15 protein-coding genes are annotated in these 21,802 nt (G+C 49.4%); 3 read left to right on the top strand and 12 right to left on the bottom strand.

Going from position 1 to position 21,802, the window contains the following annotated elements:
• Positions 1 to 32 precede the first annotated feature (32 nt).
• Complete coding sequence (locus tag ACYVGR_RS21210; RefSeq protein WP_460960376.1) at positions 33 to 599, top strand: YceI family protein; 567 nt, start codon at positions 33 to 35, stop codon at positions 597 to 599.
• Between the two features lie 107 nt (positions 600 to 706).
• On the opposite strand, the gene ACYVGR_RS21205 is transcribed toward ACYVGR_RS21210, so the two are convergent.
• Entirely contained in the window at positions 707 to 1,150 is a 444-nt protein-coding gene (locus ACYVGR_RS21205; RefSeq protein WP_460960374.1) for a type I restriction enzyme HsdR N-terminal domain-containing protein, read from the bottom strand.
• A 101-nt stretch (positions 1,151 to 1,251) separates the two neighbouring features.
• Here ACYVGR_RS21205 and ACYVGR_RS21200 point away from each other — a divergent pair, with 101 nt between their 5' ends.
• Together ACYVGR_RS21200 and ACYVGR_RS21195 are read left to right on the top strand one after the other, a co-directional pair.
• Positions 1,252 to 2,022 carry an AMP nucleosidase gene (locus tag ACYVGR_RS21200; protein ID WP_460960372.1) on the top strand — a complete coding sequence of 257 codons (771 nt, stop codon included), beginning with the start codon at positions 1,252 to 1,254 and terminating at the stop codon, positions 2,020 to 2,022.
• A 109-nt stretch (positions 2,023 to 2,131) separates the two neighbouring features.
• Positions 2,132 to 2,302 (top strand): hypothetical protein, encoded by a 171-nt coding sequence (locus ACYVGR_RS21195; RefSeq protein ID WP_460960370.1) that lies wholly within the window; start codon positions 2,132 to 2,134, stop codon positions 2,300 to 2,302.
• A 110-nt stretch (positions 2,303 to 2,412) separates the two neighbouring features.
• Here ACYVGR_RS21195 and ACYVGR_RS21190 read toward each other — a convergent pair whose 3' ends face one another.
• The 11 genes from ACYVGR_RS21190 to ACYVGR_RS21140 form a co-directional block, all read right to left on the bottom strand.
• Positions 2,413 to 5,046 carry a glycoside hydrolase family 78 protein gene (locus ACYVGR_RS21190; RefSeq protein ID WP_460960368.1) on the bottom strand — a complete coding sequence of 878 codons (2,634 nt, stop codon included), beginning with the start codon at positions 5,044 to 5,046 and terminating at the stop codon, positions 2,413 to 2,415.
• A gap of 168 nt (positions 5,047 to 5,214) precedes the next feature.
• Complete coding sequence (locus ACYVGR_RS21185; protein WP_460960366.1) at positions 5,215 to 7,365, bottom strand: outer membrane protein assembly factor BamB family protein; 2,151 nt, start codon at positions 7,363 to 7,365, stop codon at positions 5,215 to 5,217.
• Positions 7,366 to 7,433: 68 nt separating this feature from the next.
• Positions 7,434 to 9,209 (bottom strand): RagB/SusD family nutrient uptake outer membrane protein, encoded by a 1,776-nt coding sequence (locus ACYVGR_RS21180; protein WP_460960363.1) that lies wholly within the window; start codon positions 9,207 to 9,209, stop codon positions 7,434 to 7,436.
• A gap of 15 nt (positions 9,210 to 9,224) precedes the next feature.
• Positions 9,225 to 12,821: a TonB-dependent receptor gene (locus ACYVGR_RS21175; RefSeq protein WP_460960361.1), complete on the bottom strand. Its 3,597-nt coding sequence runs from the start codon at positions 12,819 to 12,821 to the stop codon at positions 9,225 to 9,227.
• Positions 12,822 to 12,953: 132 nt separating this feature from the next.
• Positions 12,954 to 14,072, bottom strand: coding sequence for a FecR family protein (locus ACYVGR_RS21170; RefSeq protein WP_460960359.1), 1,119 nt, complete (start codon positions 14,070 to 14,072; stop codon positions 12,954 to 12,956).
• Between the two features lie 72 nt (positions 14,073 to 14,144).
• Positions 14,145 to 14,783: an RNA polymerase sigma factor gene (locus tag ACYVGR_RS21165; protein WP_460960357.1), complete on the bottom strand. Its 639-nt coding sequence runs from the start codon at positions 14,781 to 14,783 to the stop codon at positions 14,145 to 14,147.
• 202 nt (positions 14,784 to 14,985) lie between these two features.
• Positions 14,986 to 15,933: a nitrilase family protein gene (locus ACYVGR_RS21160; protein ID WP_460960355.1), complete on the bottom strand. Its 948-nt coding sequence runs from the start codon at positions 15,931 to 15,933 to the stop codon at positions 14,986 to 14,988.
• Positions 15,934 to 16,018: 85 nt separating this feature from the next.
• A complete protein-coding gene (locus ACYVGR_RS21155) occupies positions 16,019 to 16,831 on the bottom strand; it encodes a DUF6597 domain-containing transcriptional factor (protein ID WP_460960353.1) in 813 nt (270 codons plus the stop codon).
• Positions 16,832 to 16,971: 140 nt separating this feature from the next.
• Positions 16,972 to 18,429, bottom strand: a complete 1,458-nt coding sequence (locus ACYVGR_RS21150) for a sulfatase family protein (protein WP_460960350.1) — start codon at positions 18,427 to 18,429, stop codon at positions 16,972 to 16,974.
• A gap of 142 nt (positions 18,430 to 18,571) precedes the next feature.
• Positions 18,572 to 20,089 carry an arylsulfatase gene (locus tag ACYVGR_RS21145; RefSeq protein ID WP_460960348.1) on the bottom strand — a complete coding sequence of 506 codons (1,518 nt, stop codon included), beginning with the start codon at positions 20,087 to 20,089 and terminating at the stop codon, positions 18,572 to 18,574.
• 112 nt (positions 20,090 to 20,201) lie between these two features.
• Complete coding sequence (locus ACYVGR_RS21140) at positions 20,202 to 21,797, bottom strand: RagB/SusD family nutrient uptake outer membrane protein (RefSeq protein WP_460960346.1); 1,596 nt, start codon at positions 21,795 to 21,797, stop codon at positions 20,202 to 20,204.
• Positions 21,798 to 21,802: the final 5 nt, after the last annotated feature.

Below are 21,802 nucleotides of genomic sequence, written 5' to 3'. Positions count from 1 at the left end.
CTTTTAAAATCCAAACAAATCGTTACATACCAATGAAAAAAGCAACTTTAATTGCTGCCCTTTTATTTTCATCAGTAGGAGCTTTCGCTCAGACCTGGACGCTGGACAAAGCGCACTCGAACCTCAACTTCACCGTAACACACATGATGTTGTCGGAAGTTGATGGTAAGTTCACGAATTTCGATGTGAAAATGATTTCGGCGAAAGATGACTTTACTGACGCTCAAATCGACTTTACGGCTGATGTAAACAGCATCAATACTAACCAGGAAAAACGTGATGGCCACCTGAAAAGCGCTGACTTTTTCGATGCTGCCAAATATCCAACGCTGTCTTTCAAAAGCAAGTCGATTTCTAAAGTATCTGGCAACAAATACAAATTGACTGGCGACCTGACCATGCACGGTGTAACGAAACCCGTAACGCTTGATGCTGTTATCAAAGGACCTGTTACGAACCCACAAAACAAGAAAACCTTAGCTGGTTTTACTGTAACTGGCGAAGTAAAACGGGGTGATTTTACCCTGGGTTCTGCTCCAGCGGCCGTAGTTAGCGATGAAATTGCTATCCGGGCTTCTGGTGAATTGGTGAAAAACTAACCTATGATTGCTTATAATGATCCCCGGCGCCTACTGGTGTCGGGGATTTTTTTGTACATAAAAGCTTGCGATAAACGTCTTCCAAACCTTCTAGGCCTCCTTTGGCATTACACAAATGCAGGGAAGTCGTCCATAAATTGCACCTCCGCGGTGTCGTGGTTTACACACCAGCAATAATGCACCAGCCCATTAGAAATAACTACATAAGGGGCGCGATGAACATGATTGTAGCGGGCAGTCTGGTCAACAACCGTTTGGGTGAGTGCGATATGGGGTGCTTTACACTCAACAAGTAAAAAAGGCTGTCCTTGCCGATCAAAGACGACAACATCCGTTCTCTTTTGAGTCTGATTCAACGTTAGCCCTCCTTCCGAACGGATGAGGGCTTTAGGGTAGGCATAATGTGTCAACAGTAGGTTCACAACGTGCTGACGAACCCACTCCTCGGGCGATAGCCGGACGTACTTTCGGCGTAACAAGTCAAAAATATACGGTTTTCCTTCGACTTGCTTCGTTTTATAGTCAAAAGGAGGAAGGTTCAATGGGTCCATACCTCAAAGATAAAGCGTGAACGCGTGAATCTTTTTAATCGATCATTCGTTTACTCACGAATTCATCGTACCGGCGGCCCGGTCATTCACTCCTTGAATCTATGAAAACAAAAGAAGAAATCGTTCAGAACTGGCTGCCACGCTACACAGGAACACCCATTGAGCAATTTGGCGAATACATTTTGCTAACCAACTTTATCAATTACGTCGAATTATTTGCCAAGAAATTCGATGTAGAGATTTTTGGTATCGGACGGGCTATGCAAACAGCTACGGCCAACAACATCACTATTATCAACTTCGGGATGGGTAGCGCTATGGCGGCTACCGTTATGGATCTGCTTTCGGCAGTCAACCCGAAAGCAGTTTTATTTTTAGGGAAATGTGGTGGCCTGAAAAAAACACAGGTCGGCGATTTAGTGCTACCGATTGCCGCCATACGAGGTGAAGGTACCAGCAATGATTACATGCGGCCCGAAATTCCGGCCCTTCCCTCATTCCGATTGCAACGGGCCGTGTCGTCAACCATCAAACGATACGAGTTGGATTATTGGACAGGCACAGTGTATACCACCAACCGACGAATTTGGGAGCACGACGAACCATTCAAAGATTACCTGCGTGAACTCCGTACCATGGCCATCGATATGGAAACGGCTACTATTTTTACGGTAGGTTTTGTCAATTCCATTCCACACGGTGCCCTGCTGCTCGTATCTGATAATCCACTGGTACCTGAAGGTGTAAAAACCGAAGAAAGCGACAAAAAAGTGACGGGTCAGTTTGTCAACGTTCACCTCGATATAGGCATCGATGCCCTTCTTGAACTTGAGTCCTCAGGTGATTCGGTGAAGCATTTGCGGTTTGAGTAGGCCTATTTTAGTGACCTAAGTTTAAGTTGATTTTTGGCTGGCAACTAAATGACCGCTTCTATATTTGTTTTATGACAACTGATCAAAGAATTGACCTTTTAAGTCGCAAATGATTGAAATGTCTCAAAAACTTGACCAGATTCTTGAGGGGCAGGCAAAAATTTTAGCAGTATTTACGCGCCCTGATCAGACTATGGATACTACGGTAGAGAGTTTGGCCAATATGAGTACCAAAACGGATAATTTAGATGATAGGGAAAAAGATTTGGCAGATGACTAAATAGGTTTCAGAAGGAAATACATCGCCATAAAAGAAGTGTGACCCCGATGGGGTCACACAAAATATAGCCCACTTTAAATCTCCTTGATTACCTAAGAATGCCAAACAAATTACTTCACCTCAAACTGATACGTCCCGGCCTGTAATTTTTGAGCCATTGACGAACCCGGCAATTTGAGCGTAGCGGTCGAGTTAGGTGGAACAGTTACGGAATACGAGACGCCCTGCCATACCCGTTTCCAGGACGATCGAATGGTTCCGTACGGGCTGTCGTGTGTAGCCTCAAAGTGATCGAGACCCGCCACGAAATGGGGCTCCAGCAATACGTTTTTAAAGCCCGGATGCGCGGGATCAGGTTTGATACCACCGAGGGCTTTGTAATACCAGGCTCCGATTTCGCCAAACATGATATGGTTCATCGAAATATCGCTTTTCGCGTCAATCGGCCAGTTTTCATAGAGCGTTGTAGCGCCATTGGCAATCCACCAGCCCCAGGAGGGAAACGTTTCCTGCGAAGCCACTTTATAAGCCAGATCGGCATGACCGTTTTCGCTGAGGGCGTTCAGAATTGCTTTGGTTCCTAAAAGGCCAACATCGATGTGCGAGTTGTCGGCTTCCACCCGTTTGGCCAGATTAGCCGCTACTTTGGTTTTCAGTTCATCGGGTACTATGCCCCACTGCAAGGGCACGCTCAGTTCGGTTTGCAAACCTGTTCCGTAGTTTCCCGTCTCCTTATTCAGGTACTTCGCATTGATCGCATTTTTGATCTTCGTCGCCAATGCCAAATACATAGCCGCATCACTCTGTTTGCCCAGCAGTTTCGCCGTCTTCGCCAGAATCGAAGCATCGGTGAAGTAATAGATTGATGACGTAAATTCTACCGGTGATTTCGATTTTACCGGCACCCAGTCGCCTAAACCCCAGGATGTCAGCCCCGATGGGCTTTGCTCGTTGATATGGTCGACGTACCGTTTGATGTTGTCGTAGTTATCGGCCAGTATCTTTTTGTCGCCATAGAACAGATAGATGTTCCAGGGAATAATGGCGATGGTACTTGTCCAGTCGGGACCATTGGCCCATTCGTAACCCCAGCCGCCGGTTGGGATAATGGCCGGCAGTACACCATTCGGCTGTTGTTCGTCGCGGTGATCGGCCAGCCATTTTTCGTAGATTGTAATCCCGTCGAAATTATACAGACCCGTTTCAATCGCAATTTGCCCATCGCCCGTCCAACCGTTTTTCTCCCGTTGTGGGCAATCGGTTGGGTAACCAAAGAGATTAGACAAATACGAATTATTAGTAGCCCACCAGATTTTGTCCAGCGTTGGGTTGGCCGATTTCACTTGCCCCGCACTAGGAACATCGCTGTGCATGAAATAACCCATCAGGTTTTCTTTAACTAAGCCAATGGGGGTATTGCTGGTTACCTCTACGTACTGGAAGCCTTTATAATTGAAGTGTGGCATGAAAGTTTCTTCGCCTTTCCCATTCAGGATAAAGATGTCAGTCTGGAACGGATCGCTGGTACCGACCGGGCGGTAGTGTGCATCGATATTCGACTGATCGACATGACCATCTTTGTACAATCGTTCGGCATGTTTCAGGCGCAAGGTCGTACCCGCCGAACCTTTCACCCGAAATTGACTCACTCCAGCAATGTTCCGGCCTAAGTCATAAACAAAGGTGGTGTCGTTGATTTTGGTGATGCTTTTCGGCTGAATTGTCTCCACGTTTCGGATTGGATGAACGGCCTGCGCAACGATATTCGTTGACGGAGCAGCCCGCATAATGGGTTCCTTCCATTTCGAATCATCAAAATTCGCCGTGTTCCAACCGGGTTGCTCCAGCCGGGCATCGTAGTGCTCTGCCGTGTAGATACTGTTGAAAATGACAGGGCTCAGGGTCGTTTTCCAATCTTTTCCTGAGGTAATTGTTTCGACAGAGCCATCGTCGTAGGTAATGCGCAGATCCAGGCAGAACGTAGGGCGTGCCCGCCAGGGAGCTTTATCAAAAAACCAGACTGCCGTCGATTGGTGGTTGTACCAGCCATTTCCGAGCAAGACACCAATGGCATTTTTGCCGCTTTGCAGTTGGTTCGTCACATCGTAAGTAACGTACAACGTCCGGCGGTCGAAACGAGTGTACATGGGATCGAGCCGGTGGTTCCCAATTTTCTGCCCGTTCAGATACAACTCGTACAAACCACCAGCCGCAATGTAGGCGCGCGCCGTTTTAATTTTCTTCGTTGCGGTAAAAGCTTTCCGGAAATAGGGAGCGGGTTTCAGGTCCACATCACTGACATCGCTAATCCACGCACCCTGCCAGTTTTTGCTATGCATCAAACCCGTTTCGAAACTCGCCACCGACGAAGCCGACGGCTTGCCATCTTTATCCCAAACCTCTACTCGCCAATAGTATTTTGTGAAAGGCTGAAGAGATTTTCCTGCATAGGTAATAAGCTGGCTATCTAATGGTAGTTTAGTCGTTTGCCAGCTACTGCCTTTTCCCTGACTCACCGCCATTGAATCGGTACCAACGTATACTTGATAGGCTGTTTGCTTCGCTCCTTTTCGAGTATCGTCCAGCCGCCACGTTAGTCGGGGGGCCAGAGCATCGATGCCCAATGGGTTAACCAAATGCTCGCATTGAAGGCCAACGGGTGTGCAGGGTGCTGCGAAGGCGGATAAGGATCGTAATAGAACAAATAGTAGAGGTAGGATTCGGAAGAAAGGCCGTTGGGTCATGGGGCGTCTTTTAATTCGCAGCAATTTCTGTGTTTATAATCGAATAAGAATCCTATACTTTCCTGTATCGATGCGAAACGGGATAACTATAAAACTCCCGGCAGACATCCCACCGGGGCTTTACGAACCAACCTTAACCTATTGTAAAAAGCTCTTTGTTTATCGATTTTAGGGCAGGGCAAAGGCTACGTAACTATCGCCTTTAGGGGTGCCTAATTTTGTTCCTCCACAAGCGACGACGATGTACTGTTTCCCGTTCACTTCATAGGTGCTGGGCGTTGCAAAACCGGCTGCGGGCAGTTGTGTTTGCCAGAGTAACTGTCCGGTTTTCTTGTCGTAAGCCCGAAACATTCCATCTTTAGTAGCCGCAATCAATAACAACCCGCCCTTCGTAATCACCGGACCTCCATAGTTCTCCGTGCCGGTTGGCGGAATTCCTTGCCGGGTTAGTTCAGTAAACTCGCCCAAGGTTTTTTGCCAAACCTGCCGCCCCGTATTGAGGTTGATGGCGGTTAATGTGCCCCAGGGTGGCTTAATAGCAGGAAATCCTTTACTGTCTAAAAATTTTGTGTACCCGTTGAAGCGATACGGAACGTAAGGCCCCGGTTTAGCTGTTGGTCCGGGAACCGTAGCGACGGTTTCCACTTTCTCATCGTTAAACAAAAAAGCCAATAGCGCCTGCTTCTGCTCGGCCGTAATTCCCGCAAAACCCGGCATCATTCCTTTACCGCTGGTAATCAGTTTGGCCACATACTCCCGGTCGCGCCGTTGACTAATGTTTACTAACGATGGATAGCCGCTTGATGGATTCCCTTTTCGATCAGTACCATGACAGGCGACACAATAACTCGTATACAGTCGGTTACCGGGACTTAAATGCGCCAGTGCGTCTACTTTAGGAGTATCGCTAAGGCTGAACATCCAGGCCATTTCATTAGCATTGACGTACATAATGCCGTCGGGATCAACGGCAGCACCGCCCCATTCCGGCCCGCCATCGGCTCCCGGCAACAGCAGCGTTGGTGTTTTACCCAGCGGCTGAAACTGTCCTTTTCTCGCCCGGCGATATTGTGCAATCAACGAATCACGATTTGTAGCATAGGGACTTAACTCCGTTTCGGCAATGGTTTGTCGGGCAAACGGCGCGGGTAAGGCTGGAACGGGTTGCGTTGGCCAGGTCGCTTCATCCGGTAAAGGTGATTTAGGAACGGGCACCTCTCGAATGGGAAAAAGTGGCTTCCCCGTTACACGATCAAAAATAAAAACGTGGGCGCTCTTGGTTACCTGGGTCACAGCATCGATTGTTTTCAGAGCACCAGACCGATCTTTCTGCCGAAGCGTGATCAGGTTGGGTGGAGCGGGTAAATCCCGATCCCAGATGTCATGATGAACCAGTTGGTAATGCCAGATTCGTTTTCCGGTTCGCGCATCCAGCGCCAGCAAGCAATTGGCAAACAGATTCTGTCCTTTGCGATTCCCGCCATAAAAATCAAACCCGGCCGAGCCCGTCGGTACGTAGAGAATTCCTCGTTTGCGATCAATCGCCATGCCCGCCCAGTTATTAGCCGCGCCGACTTCGGTGTTTTTATAGACCTCTTTGGGCCAGGTTTCATAGCCATACTCCCCCGGATGTGGAATTGTGTGAAAGACCCACGCCAGTTTGCCCGTTCGCACATTAAAGGCCTGAATAGAGCCGGGAGCCCCATCCGCTCCTTCCGAAACACGTAAAGGCATGAACAGCAAATCCTCGAAAAGTGTACCCGGTGTATTCGAAATAACGAATTTATCTTTCGCCGATTCACCTAATCCAGCCTTAAGGCTAACCCGACCATTCTCGCCAAAGCTGACGATCGGTTGCCCGGTCTGTGCATTGATCGCGTAAAGCCAGGAGCCGTACGCGTACAGGATACGCGCGGGTTCGGTGTCATCCGCTCGATTACTTTTCCAATACGTAACGCCCCGGTTCGTATTGAACGTTTTAGTACCTGGCTCCACATAGCGCCACTTCTCCTGGCCCGTAGCGGCATCGAGCGCAAAAACCTGATTCGAGGCCGTCACTCCGTAGAGCGTGCCATCGACAATAATGGGGTTGCACTGTACCTGCCCCGAGTCGCGAGAGTGGTATTCCCAGGCGACTTTAAGCTGATTAACGTTACCTGTATTGATCTGAGATAATGTCGAATAATGATTGCGATCAGGCCCTCCTAAATACTCTGGCCACTCGGTACTCGAATCCGATTTTCGATCGGTATACGTTAGCTGAGCAGCCGTTAAGATAAGGGCTGACAGGAAAAGGACAGGTAGAAGAATGCGTTTCATTAGGTCTGACGTTTTTTGTGGTGTCGGTTTCTCAAAACCGACACCACAAAAAATCTCACGATTAAAGTTCAATAGCCCGGATTCTGTTTCAAGGTTGGTTGTCCATTGACGAAACTCTGCGTGATGGCATAGTCTGGAATGGGCTGGTATTCGCTCTTGTTTTTCGTAAACTTAACCCCACCGCCCAGCGCCAGCGAACGACGGATGCTTTCTTTGGGTAAGTACTCGGAGTTGATAACCTGATCGGCAATGCCCCAGCGGACCAGATCGAAGAAGCGGTGACCTTCCATCGCTAATTCGATTCTCCGCTCAAAACGGACGTCCTGACGGGCAACGGCCTGACTCGCCCAGGCGGTTGTATAGGGATTAACCACATAGTTGGCGGCATTGGCAGTTCCGTCTATTGTTTTGATACTTGAAGCCGCAGCTCTTGCACGAACCCGATTGACGTATTCACGGGCTTTATCCAGACTACCGACTTCGACTTCGCATTCAGCCGCCATCAGCAGTACATCGGCAAAACGCATCAGGTCATAATTCAGCGCACTGGCAATACCGAAACTAGCCCGAACCACCTGCCCCGAACTATACTCGGTCGATGAAAAAACGTGTTTCTTCCCCGTAAATGGACCGCCATTGGTGATCGACTCGCCCGGAGGAGCCGTGAAAGCTAAACCGCTCATCAGGCCCCAATCCAGATAAGGTATACCCCGGCGACCTACGGTGTGGTCTAAACGAGGGTCCAGGTTACCCGCGTAGGGGGTGAATGGGCTGGCATCTGGCACTGTCTCATTCGAGGTAACATCTACGTCGTTATAGGTATCGAGCAGGGGCAGGCCGTTTTCGTCGGTGCGAAACGCATTGACCAGATTTTGGGAGGGTCGATAAAACCAGGAGTTTGTGCCCCCGGCAATGCCGTTGGGGTAGCACAGAATCGCTTCCCGAAACCCGTTCGTATTATCGCTGGCGCCATCCCCAATGGCACTTTGCACTTCCAGCATCGCTTCTTTACTGTTCTGGGTCGCGATACGGAAATTCTCGCCAAAGCTTGTGGTCAAGTCCAACTTAATTCCCTGACTGGTTTTGCCTTGTCCGATAATAACATCAAACAGTGCCTTGGCTTCAGCGAATTTATTCTGATACAGATACGCCTTTGCCAGATACGCCCCGGCAGTCCACTTATTGACCCGGCCTTTACCCGTTTTCACTTCGTCCAGATTGTCGTAAGCGAATTTGAAGTCGGTTTCCAGTTGGGGCCAGATGTTGAGGTAATTGCCACTCGCGTCCGTATTGGGAATTTTGTAGTCGGTGGCTTTTTCATCGACAAACGGAATGTTGCCAAAGATTTTCTTTCCCTCAAAATGGTGGAAGGCCCGCAGAAAACGAGCTTCGGCGGCTACCTGTTTTTTCAGGGCATCGGTTAAGGCCGGATCAGTTGTTTTGGCCAGTTCCTGCAATACGATATTGGCCCGGCCAATACCATCGAAAATACCATTCCAGCGGGCGAGCAACTGCGAGTTTGTGGAGGGTGTGGCATACTGCATCACCTGATTAATTTCGCTTTGGTCGGTGAAGTTAGTACCTCCCTTATACGCATCGCCCCCCGTAATGCTCCCCCATATCCAGTTGTAGGTTCCGCTGAGGCCCAGGAAGTTAGCCGATAAATTCCCATCCAGCGTAGCATAGGCATCGATCAAAAATCCGTCGATCCCCTTTTTGCTGAGCAAATCCTTTTCATTATAAACACCCTGGGGTGCCAGGTCAAGAAATTGTTGCTTGCAGGCAGACAGCGTAACCACCGAAAGCAGCAAGGTAAATGCAGTATGTTTTAGAATCGGTTTCATGGCAGAATAGCGGGGTTAGAAGGATACATTTAAGCCCAGTAGGAACTGGCGTGGATTGGGGTAGCCCGAATAGTCGACGCCCAGATTCTGATCGCTGCTGGCCGTTTGCTCAACCGATGCGCCCGATACTAAGCCTAAATCGGGGTCGGCGCCGGTGTATTTCGTGATGGTGAAGAAATTCTGAGCCTGCGCATAAACCCGCAGGTTGCTCATTTTAATCGTTTTCAGCCATGTTTTGGGAAAGCTGTAGCCCAGTTGAATGGTTTTACCCCGCAGGTAGGACCCATTCTCCACGTAAAACGAACTCGAATTACCCGTCACAAAAGCTGTATAGCCGTTGGTGGCACCTACACCCAATTGGGGTGTTTTGGCGGTAGCAGCCGTTGCGGGGGTCCAGGCGTCGTAGAGTTTTCCAGCAGCAACCGAACCACCTAACACGCCCATGTAGGTAAAGTACTTGGTGTAATTATAGAGCTGGTTCCCCTGATTCCAGAACACAAAACTGCTCAGGTCAAAGCCCTTCCAGCTAAAGCCGAGGTTCAACCCCATCTGAAATTTGGGATGGGGCGACCCCAGTACGGTTCGGTCGGCGGTGGTGATATTGCCATCGCCGTTGATGTCCTTATATTTCCAGGACCCCACTACACCAGCGGCCCCGTTAATTTTAGGCCCCGCATCGACCTCGGCCTGACTGTTGTAAAAGCCATCGATCTGATACCCATAGAAGGACGAAACGGCCTGTCCCTGTGTCGTAATCAGGGCATTGGTTATCCGGCTGGCCGCTACCAGTTGCGCCGTATTCTCGTTGTTTAGTTTGGTCAGCTGGTTTTTGTAGTGGGTAAAGGTCAGGGTGGCATCGTACTTCAAATCAGAGGTAATATGTCCCTGATTTGTGATTTGCAGGTCGATACCCGTGTTCCGCATCGTCCCCAGATTTACCAATGGTTTGGTTACCAGCAGTTCAAGTCCATTTCGTAGGCTGGGAACCAGCAAATCACGGGTATTTTTGGTGTACACATCAACGGCTACACTCCATTTTCCTTGCAGAATGCTGGCGTCTAGACCAATATTGGTCGTTTCGGTGGTTTCCCATTTGGTTCGCAGATTCCCCTGAGAACTAGCTCCATAGCCCTGCGTTGAGCCAATATTAACCCCGTTGATGTCGTAGTAATTGCTCCCCGGCGCAGCGCTGTAGGTTGAATACTGATTGAAGGCGGGCACATTGGAAATACTGCCCATTTGCCCCCAGCCCGCGCGTAGTTTTAACTCATTGAGCCAGCTAAGCGATTTCATGAACGTTTCGTCGGAAATGCGCCAGCCGACGCCCAGCGACGGGAAATTGGCGTACCGCACATCGGGGCCGAAGAGCGATGACCCATCCCGGCGAAACGTAGCGTTGAACAAATACTTGTCTTTCAGGATGTAATCGAGCCGACCGAAATACGAAAACAGCGAGTTGCTGAATAGCAGTGCATTCCGGTTAATATCGGCATCATTTGCACTCACATCGCCCAACGACTGCGGCAAGCCCGTATTGAGCGAGAGGAAACTGTTGGATTCGAAGTCGTAATTGCTCTTGGCCCCAAACAAACCTCGCCCGGTATTTTTAATGGCTTCGGTGCCTAGCAAAACCTTTACATCATGAATCTGCCCAATCTTTTTCTGGTACGTCAGCGTATTGCTCCACGTCCAGCTCAGGTAATTGTTGGAGGCTTCGGTCAACTGAGTTACTCGTCGGGACTGGCTGGCTTCGTATTCTTTTAAAAAAGCGCGCTGAAGTATTCCGTTGCGGGCATCAATCCCGATGGATGTTCGGAGCGCCAGGTCTTTGCTGATGTTTACCTGCGCGAAAACATTTCCGAACGCCCGCAGATTTTGATTGACCCAGGCTTTCCGGCGTTCCAGGTACGATACCGGATTATAACCAACCCCGGCAGTACCGCCCACCAGCGAGCCGCCATACCCCCCTTTTATGTCATAAACGGGTATAAATGAGGCACTCCGAAGCGCATACGCCCAGGCGCTGGTTTCGCCAATGACGGTGGCATCGCCCCGCCGATTATCATACGAGACCTGAAGGTTTTCGCCTATCGTCAGAAAATCAGTGGCTTTAAAACTTGAATTAAGCCGCATCGAGTACCGATCATAACCCGTGTATTTGAAGGTGCCCTGCTGGTTAAAATAATTCAGCCCCAGCGAAAAGGTCGATTTGTCGTTGCCTCCGCTCGCGGTCAGTTGGTGGCTTTGGATAACGCCCTTCTGCGACATCGCGTCGAACCAGTTAGTGCCCGGACTGGTCTGAAAAATCTGGTACGGATTGGTGTAGTCGGCGATGGTGTATAAATCAGGATTCGCGCGGGGATCGCTCGCCGAAACGCCCCCTTTGAAACTATTGCTGACGATGTAGCGATCGGGAATGGCAAACGAACCATGCTGGCCAAAAATTGGATCCACAAACGTGCTCGCTGTCGTTTTATCCAGATACGTCAGTAATTCGCTCGTGTTTAATAGCTTGGGAATCCGGTTCAGGGGCGTTGACTGAATGCCATAGTAGGTATCGTAGGTGAGCGTCGTTTTGCCCATTTTACCCCCTTTGGTGGTTATAATGATGACGCCATTGGCGGCTCTGGCTCCATAGATAGAAGCCGAAGAGGCATCTTTCAGCACCTGAATCGACTCGACATCCTGCGGATTAATGCGCGACGCATCGGTGGTTGGAACACCGTCGATAACATAGAGTGGATTGTTGTTGCCATAGGACGCAAACCCCCGAATCCGAATGGATGCCGAGCTACCAGGATCACCCGTGCTACTAACCGTAACGCCCGCTGCCCGGCCCTGTAACTGAGCGACCAAGTTAGCGGATGGGGTAGCATTCAGGTCGCTGGCTTTCACGACGGATACGGCCCCGATAATGTCTTTTTTCTGCTGAGTGGTATAGCCCGTTACCACGACCTCGGTAAGTTGGTTAGTACTCGCTTCCAGTTGAACATTGATTTCGGTCCGGTTGCCTACAACAATATCCTTCGCGTTATAACCGACGAAACTGAACGTTAAAATGGTGTTCGCATCCGGAACCCCAATTCGGTATACGCCCTGTGCATCGGTTGTTGTACCACGGGTAGTTCCTTTAATCACTACCGTAACGCCCGGCAATACTTCACCCGTCTCGCCTTTGACTATACCAGAAATTGGTTGCTCTGCCACAACGGGTACGGTTGCAGCAGGTGTTCCAACATCGCCAACATCATCGGAAGCTGGGCCTCGCACAATGGCGATCTGGCTACCCGTAACCACATACCGAAGTTGTAAGGGTTTCAGCAGTCGTTCAAGCACATCGGCTAATTTTTCTTCATTGGCCGATAACGATACTTTCCGGTCAATCTGTACAATCTGACGGCTGTACACAAATTTGACATGCGCCGTTTTTTCCAGCGTCAGCAACGCCTGCCGAATGGTATGATTATCCAGTCGCACGCTTACCCGCTGGTCGAGGAGTTCCTGCCCCTCAGCGGCCAACGCCCCATTGACCAGCACAACCGTAAGCAACAATTGGAGTAGCGAGATTCGCATAAGTATCCGAATCGTTTCGTGTTTAGTAAACTTGTACATAACTTGTGGTAGGTTTAGTTATTCCGGGCAAAGGAGTAGCTACACCGATCGGCGATGGCCCGAAACTGCCGCCTGATCGGTCAATTGTACCCGCTATGTTCGCAGCATAGCGGGCTTTTTATGTGTACTTCGTTAAGAGCAGCCCTTGCTGCTGATGATAATTCGTGTATCGATCACCTCATAGGAAGCACCAATAGACGCACATAGCAACTGGAGTTGATCGAATAAGGAAACACCTGCCAGCGATGCCGTCAGCGTGCAATGCTGCAAGGCCGACGCATCGTAGATGATTTCTACCCCATAGGCTTTTTTTAATCGCTCGAAAACAGTTGGGGCGGGTGTGTCTTCAAAACTGAAGTTTTCCGAATTTTCTAATGACGGTATTAGGAGAGGTTTTGGTACGAGTTCTTTCTGATAGCTGTTCTCACTGGCATTGTAAACTACCTGCTGGTTGGCCGTTAATACGACGCCCGCTTTAGATACACTGGGCGATTTTCGGAACGAGATCCAATCCTTCTGATCCATGACCGATACTTTACCGGAGATCACCGACACCATCATGCGGACATCGCCCGGACGAGCCTGAACCCGAAATTGAGTACCCAGCACGCGCGTAACTAATGTGCCACTATAGACAAAAAAAGGTCGCTTTCCTTCATGAATAACCGAAAACAGCGCATCACCTTTCAGGTAAATCTCCCGTTTATCGGCGTCGAATGCTTTGGGATACGATGCCTGGCTATGCGGCATCAGCGTCATCTGGCTCCCATCCGGCAACGACAGTCGAACCGGTTGTGATGTCCCATTCATCTGGTTTACCCAGCGTTCATTCGAAGAGTTGTCTGGACTAAATGGTTGGTTTATTTGGGCAACAGATGATCCTGACCTCTGACTTGCCACGAACCACCAGCCTGCCCCCACAAACAAGGCCACTAAAGCCGCAGCCAACCAGCGATACTGATACAACGAAGACTTAAGAACAACCCAGCGCGACGGCGAGGCTATATGGCGGGTTAGTTTAACAATCCGGTCTACCTCCAGAAGCTCCTGTTCTACAGTTAGGGCATGCGGACGGTTTTTAAGCGCTTCGGCCATATCCTTAGCTAACAGCAATGTATCTCGCTGTTGTGGATTTTGTTGCTGCCATTCTTCCCAGAACTGGCGCGCTTCGGGTTGATTGTGTTTTACCCAGGCCAGAAACCAGTTATCGGTAAGAAAGTCTTCGACGGTGTAGTGTTGATACGTTTTCATAGCACGTACGAGCAATATCAGTTCGGTCGTTAATAGGTGCGTTGGAGGAAAGTCATACTCAGCGCAAAAGGATTATTTCGTAAACGTTTCGTTCAACAGCCAGCTTCCAACCAACGATAGCAGCGACGGCCAGCTTTCCCGTAGCCGGGTTAATCCCCGATGCAACAGATTCGCCACCGATTGCTTATTGACCGCCAGTACGTCGGCAATTTCATCGTTCGATAGTTCGGCGTAGAATTTAAGGTGGATGGCTTCTCGCTGGCGATCAGACAGTTGCGCTAATAAGGCATTCAAGCGTGCTGTTTGATAATCAGACAATTCGGTACGAATCAAGGCTTGTTCGGCGGTAATTTCTTCCGAACTAACATCATCGAACACCATACTTTCCTCGCTCATTGTTGCCGAATGGCGCAGTACTTCCCGGTGGATTTTCCGGCGTAACGATTTGTAGAGATAAGGCCGGATATAGGGCGTCTGGACAATCTTGTGCCGATACGTCCATAGGTCCAGAAATAGGTCTTGCAGGCAATCTTTTAACAGATCCGAATCACGTGTGAAACGCCCGCCATAAAAGTGTAAGTCCCGATAAAAATGCTGGACCAGCTCCTGAAAAGCATCTTGTTGCCCTTCTCTGAATTGTTGCCAGAGCAAGGTCTCATCGGTTTTCTCCCAGATGCTTTGTGGCTGATGGTTTATGTCGGGCTTCAGCATTGTCTCCTACGATTTACCAGCGATTGAACTAAGTGGCCTCACAAGTACGGATGTTTGTGGGCACGCTGATTAATAGGGGAGATAATTCAAATAATACTCAGTATTATACAAATTTATTTAAACGACCATTTCCGCTCGTTCAAAGCCGTGCTACGGTTTGTTTGAGCGAGCGGAAATAGTCAGCCGTAGTCTGGTAAAGAGTCTACTGATCTAACCAGACTACTTTCTGCTGGGACGTATGCTCCTGCCCCAGAATATCTTTATACAACTGCGGTCGGCGAGCATTTCGGTAGCGATACCCTCCGGCCTGCTGTAGTTTTTCGGGTGTACAGGTTGCTATAACGACATCATCATTCAGATTCCGGCATTCGGCCAGAATATCCCCAAATGGGTCAATAATCATCGAACAGCCGTTTTTAAGCTGATCATCATCCATGCCGATTGGATTAGAAAATACTACATATATCCCGTTATCGTAAGCGCGGGCAGGCAACCATTTCATTAACCAGGAACGGCCTTTCATGCCATCAAACTCTAATCGTAAGGACGTAGGATCGTTCAGCCGATTATGCCAAAGCGCTGGATCGACAAAGCCAGCACCTGGTCGCGTCGAAGGCGTCAGCATTGTCACATGGGGCATGAAAATAATGTCGGCCCCGAGTAGCGTAGTGGCTCTTACATTCTCAATGACATTATTATCGTAACAAATCAGAATACCGCATTTCCACCCAAATAAATCAAAGACTACATATTGATCACCGGGCAACAGATGTGGATTAATAAAGGGATGAAGCTTACGATACTTGGCAATCAGTCCATTTTTATCGACACATACATAGGCCTTAAAAAGTTGATTCTGTTCATCTTTTTCAAATAACCCGGCCAGCACCACAATATCATACTCACGAGCGATCTGGATCAGTGCCTGAACACTAGGTCCATCTGGAATTACTTCGGCCACCGATGTGAGTTGCTCTCGGGATAAATGACGGGCAAACGTATAGCCCGTAACCGAGCATTCATGAAAAGCGATCACCTGGGTTCCCTGCTGGGCAGCCTGAGCGGCTAAACGGCGAATTTGTGCCAGATTATAGGCTTTATCGCCACTAGCATTTTCGAACTGGGCGGTTGCAATACGAAGCGTTTCCATACCGACTGTAAAGTTTGTCGGGCAAAAGTAGAGGTTTGGGCAGGCCGTAAATTGTAAAAAACCGACAATTTGATGTAGAACTACATCAAGTATAGATTGGCATCAGATTCACGGCTAGCCGATTGGGATTTGCTTCGTACTGTTTGGGCGTCAGGCCAACGAGTTGATTAAATTCCCGGATAAAATGAGCCTGGTCGTAATAGCCAGCGCAATACGTTAGTTCGGTTAAGTTCAGCGTGGGCTTTTGGCGATGAATTTTAAGGCTGTTCTGCAAGCGAATAATGCGCGAAAACTGCTTGGGGCGCAGTCCGATTACCTGCTCAAAACGACGTTCCAGACTCCGTTCTGTTGTTCCCAATCCCTGGAGTATCTGTTGAATCGACAGCATTCCATTGGTTTGGTAAATCTGCTGGACTGCCTGTTGAACAAAGCGGGTTTCAGGCGTCAACGCTGGCGGGCTAAGCTTGCTCAAAAACTCTTCGATTTGCCTGATCCGTTCCAGTGGTCCTGAACAGTCTCGCTGTTTGGCTTGCTGCACATCGACCGCTACTGGCGCTAACAAATTATCCAGACTCAGCCGCATATTTCGGGTTTCAATACCAGGTAGTCCCGAAAGGGCGTGTAATCCCCAGGGTTGCAGGACAACAACGAGCAAACTAATGGTTTTACCAGCCTTCAGATCGTGGTACTGATTGGCCTGCCCATAGAAAAAGTTATGGTATTGGTTGGATGCCGCAGCAAAATCACGCCCCTCGGTGAATGGATCTGCATACGAAAAGACCAGCCCTGGGTTGCCATCAGGGAAGAAACGGTACGTATGTTCGGCCGACGATGTATTCTCCAGAATCAGGTAGTGCTTGACCAGATGAGCAAGTTGGGGCGATGGATTGACTTGCATAGCGCTACACGGTTGCTAGCTCTTTACTGAAGCATTTATTTCCGCAATATACCGCATCCTCGGTCTGTGTCCTCACCATAGCCGTCAGGTTAAGCTCATGGTGAGGACACAGACCGAGGATACCAAAATGACAAAAAAGCTTACTGACTCACACGTCCTGGCTCACGAACGTTGGCACCGGTTCGTTTCTGAATATCGTCGCCCAGGTCGGCACGAGCTTCTTCAGCTAGTTTTTCCAGTTTGGCAACGATCTCGGGATGTTGTTCCCGAACGTCGTAACGCTCACTTGGGTCGCGACGAAGGTCGAATAAACCCGTTGGAAATTCATGCGTTTCGGTGCTTGGGCCGGGCTTGCCATTCTGGCCTGGCAGGAAACCTTCGTACGTACGACCGGGGTGAGCAAATACCAGTTTCCAATCGCCCTGCCGAACTGCCTCCAGACTATTCTTGCGATAATAATAGTAAAAATGATCGCGGGGAGTTACTGTGTTGTCACCCTTCAATAAGGCAACCCAATCAACGCCATCGATACGCTGTTTGGGCAATCGGGCTCCGCAAAGTTTAGCCACTGTTGGCAGAATATCCATTGTGGTCAGGAGCTTATTACTCACTCGACCAGCAGGCACAACACCCGGCCAGCGAACCAGACAAGGCACGCGGTGGCCTCCTTCAAACGATGTTCCTTTCCCTTCCCGGAAACCGCCTGCCGAACCGGCATGATCGCCATAATTCAGCCAGGGACCGTTGTCGCTAATGAAAATAACCAGCGTATTTTTGTCCAGTCCCTGTTGTTTTAACTCAGCCAGCACTTGCCCAACGGCACCATCCAGCTCCGTCATAACATCACCGAAAATTCCCCGTGCACTTTTCCCTTTAAACTTGGCCGAAGTCGCCAACGGGACGTGTGGCAGTGGGTGCGGTATGTACAGAAAGAACGGCTTGCTTTTATGTTTCCGAATAAAGGCCAGCGCATGATCTGTAACGGTCGAGGTAATCAGTCCCGCATCGTCCAGATCTTTGATTTCCTGCTTCGGTTCGTTGCCCTCGATCCAGTGCAGGGGCGGGTATTTGGCCTGCGCCTGAGCAGGGTGCAGCGGCCACATATCATGCGAATAAGGCACACCATAATACTCATCAAAGCCTTGTTGCAGCGGCAAAAACTGTTTTCTATCGCCCAAGTGCCATTTTCCGAAAATCCCGGTTGCATAACCTCGCTCTTTCAGTAAGTCGGCCAGCGTTTCTTCATTCGGATTCAGCCCAATGAGCGAATTAGGTCCTAGCGCGCCCGAAATACCTAATCGATTGGGGTAGCAACCCGTCAGTAGGGCCGCCCGTGAGGCACTGCACACGGCCTGCGCGGCCAGAAAATTCGAGAAGCGAGACCCCTCAGCAGCCATTCGATCCAGATTGGGGGTTGTGTAGTCTAAAGCTCCCGTAACCGATAAATCGCCATAGCCCATGTCGTCCATGAAAAACAGAACGACATTGGGAGGTGTTGGGGCCGGTTTTTCAACCCAGGCACTAATCAATAAGCCAAGGCCAATCAGCGAGAAAACACTCAATACGAGACGGGATGAACGTTTTGGAATGAAAGTCATAGAGTTTTTTTGTTAAATGATCTGGCGCGAGTGTTTACTCGTGCCTTTTAATCTATCCAGCATTCGCTGGCGCATCAATCAGTATGTCAGCGAATGCTGACGACATAAAACGGCACGGGTTCAAACCCGCGCCAGTGCCTAACTACTTAGTCAAAGCAACCGTTTTAGGGTTTACAATTTCCCATTCGTTGATGTGCGTAGGGCTATGTTCACGAGCAACAATAGCGTCGAACTGTCGGAGCAACTCAGGATGTTGGGCTGCCAGATTGGTACTTTCGCTGATATCGTTACCCAAATCATACAGTTCCCACGAACCTGTCCGGTTCTTACGTACGTTGGTTTTTACGGCTTTCCAATTGCCCATCCGAATCGCCAGTTGACCACCCTTTTCAGGATATTCCCAGTACAGGAAGGCATGTTGTTTTTGGGCAGTTGTTTTCCCCAGTAGAGTTGGCAAAAACGAAAGGCCGTCGGTCGTGATGGGTTGCTTATAACCGATTAATTCGGCGAGGGTAGCCAGCAGATCATATTGCACGGAAACATGGCTCGTAACCTGACCAGCCTTTATCTTTCCAGGCCAGCGAGCCAGCATCGGCTCCCGGATACCACCTTCGTATACATCCATTTTCAAGCCTCTCAGGTTAGCAACACTATTGAAATAAGCAGCCTCTACACCCCCATTGAACGTAGCCCCATTATCACTGGAGAACATGACAATCGTGTTTTCGTCAATTTTCAAGTCTTTCAGCAATTGCATCAACTGCCCAATCTGCTTATCCATGTAGGTAATCATACCTGCATAAGTGGCTCGTGGATAAGGCGTTGAAGCATATCCCTGTTGACCTAAATAGGGGCGATTGTCATCGAATTTACCCATATACTCCTTAACGGCGGTTTCTGGTGCCTGTAACGAAACATGTGGTACCGTGAAGGGCAAATACAGAAAAAATGGACGGTTTTTATTCTCGCGCACAAAGGTCTGCGCTTTCTGGGCCATTTTGTCAATAGCGTAATCATTGCCGCGATAATACGCGAAAGCCTCTGGGGTCGCCGTTTCGGGCGTTAGTTTTCGATGCACATCGATGACCGGATTATTCAGGCGATCGGGTTTGCCGTTTTCCCACAGGTGCGTAGGGTAGAAATTATGCGCCTGTTTCTGATCCAAGTAGCCGTAGAAATAATCGAACCCCTGCTCGTTCGGATTGCCCGTGGTATTGGCCATCCCCATCCCCCACTTACCGATACAGGCCGTTTTGTAGCCCGACTGCTGGAGCATTCGGCCTACCGTAAACGCGCCCGGATACAATGGCATTTGTCCACCCTCCAACGAATCGGCAAAGCCGCCCATTTCGTAATTGCCCCGTATGTACGAATGGCCGCCATGTTTGCCTGTCATCAGCATACAGCGAGCGGGGGCGCAAACGGGCATACTGGTATAGTGTTGTGTAAACCGAATGCCCTCACGAGCCAGCTGGTCCAGGTTTGGCGTTCTGATTTTTTGCTGGCCATAGCAACCCAACTCAGCATAGCCCATATCATCGGCATAGATGTAGATAATATTTGGCCGAACAGGGGCTGCTTGCTGGGGCTTATAAGCCATTAATAACCAAACAACTAGCAGGAGAACAGATGCGTTGAGTAAGACTGAGGTTCGTTTCATGAAGTTCGTTATTGCCAATAGAACACGGATTTTTATGATGCTTACGATTTATTATGAGTTTGCATTGATAATCCTGAGAATCATAAAAATCCGCGTTCTATTTTCTAAAGTCTCACCAACCTGGATTCTGCGAAAGCGTTGGCGTCAGATTGCGTTCTTTCTGTGGAATAGGCCAGAGATAATGTCGGGACGCATCAAAAACACGGTTAATACCCACCACCTGAACCGTGGCCAGGGCTCCGCTGGCATCTTTGTAGGTAATACCATAAATAGGCCCTGGTATTACCGTTGCAGCAGTTTTCCACCGACGAATATCGAATAAGTGCTGTCCTTCAAAAGCCAATTCAACGGTTCGCTCCCGACGAACAATCGTCCGTAATTCAGTCTGCGTTGCGGTACTGCTGACCGATGGCTGCTTTACATCAGTACGGCCATTTCGAACTGTGTTGATGGCCGAGAGCACGCTCGCATCAATTTGATTCAACTCGATTTTGGCTTCAGCATAGGTCAGCAAAATTTCGGCGTAACGCAACAGAATAATGTTGATACCATTATTGGCCGGGTTGGCGTAATCCTCCGCGTTGACATATTTCTTGACGTTAAAGCCCGTCGTAGAAGCAATGTACGTATTCCCAACCGCGTCGGCGGTTCCGCTGGTTGGCTCTGGCCGGAAGGTGATCCCGCTGGGCAAAACATCACCTGTCAGGAAAACGGAAAACTTAAGACGGGGATCGCGGTTCGCGTACGGATTGGCAGGATCGTAGCCGCTGGTTGCATCGGTAATGAGCTTTCCAGCCGTTGTTTCATACATATCTACCAGTGCCTTAGTCGGCACATAGGTACTCTGGGCACTTTTCTGACTATAAGGCGCTAACAGGTTAAAGACATTAATGGGATAGGTATCTTTAATGAACTGCCGATCCAGCAGGACTTCCTTGTTGTTTTCGGCGGCTACAGTGAATAGCTTTTCATACGTGTCGTTCAGCCCATAGACGCCTAATTTCATCACCTGATCGGCAGCATCGGCAGCCTGCTGATAGCGGCCAGCCAGCAAATTAGCCCGCGCCCGTAACCCCAGAGCGGCTCCTTTCGTAAATCGGCCTTTATCGGCAGCGGCATAGGTGGTAGGTAATAAGCCAGCAGCATCCGAAAGTTCTTTGTCAACAAAATCCCATATCTGAGAAATGGGCGTGCGAGCCAGCGCACGACTTTCGTCCAGCGAAATCGACTTCGTCACCAGCGGTACATCGCCAAACAAACTGGCCAATTTTACATACTGATAAGCCCGTAACGCCCGCGCTTCGCCTTTGAATTGATTGATCAGCGTTGTGTTGGTCGACGTTACTTTATCGATGTTTTCCAGCAAATAATTGCAGGCCCGAATGCCCTTGTATGCTTTTGCCCATTCGCCAAAAACCTTGGCACTCGTAGCATCGTACTGGCCCAGTTCAACGTAAGCCTGCACATCGAATGGCTGATTAGTATGCGCAATATCGGTCATCGCATCCCAGCTAATGAGGTTCGTACTGTCGAGATCCGTGTAGAGCGAATTGGCCGCCAGTCGGGCGTCGTTTTCGGTTTTCCAGAACAGACTTTCCGATAAGCGATCGTTCGGAACGGTATCTAACAATTCCCGGTCGCAGGCGGTTAGTGTTACGCCAATAAGTGCGATACCAAACGCGAGTAAACTATAATTTATTCGTTTCATGAGTT

It is taken from the genome of Spirosoma litoris (assembly GCF_054776755.1).
This window is presented reverse-complemented; position numbering and strand designations above follow the sequence as displayed.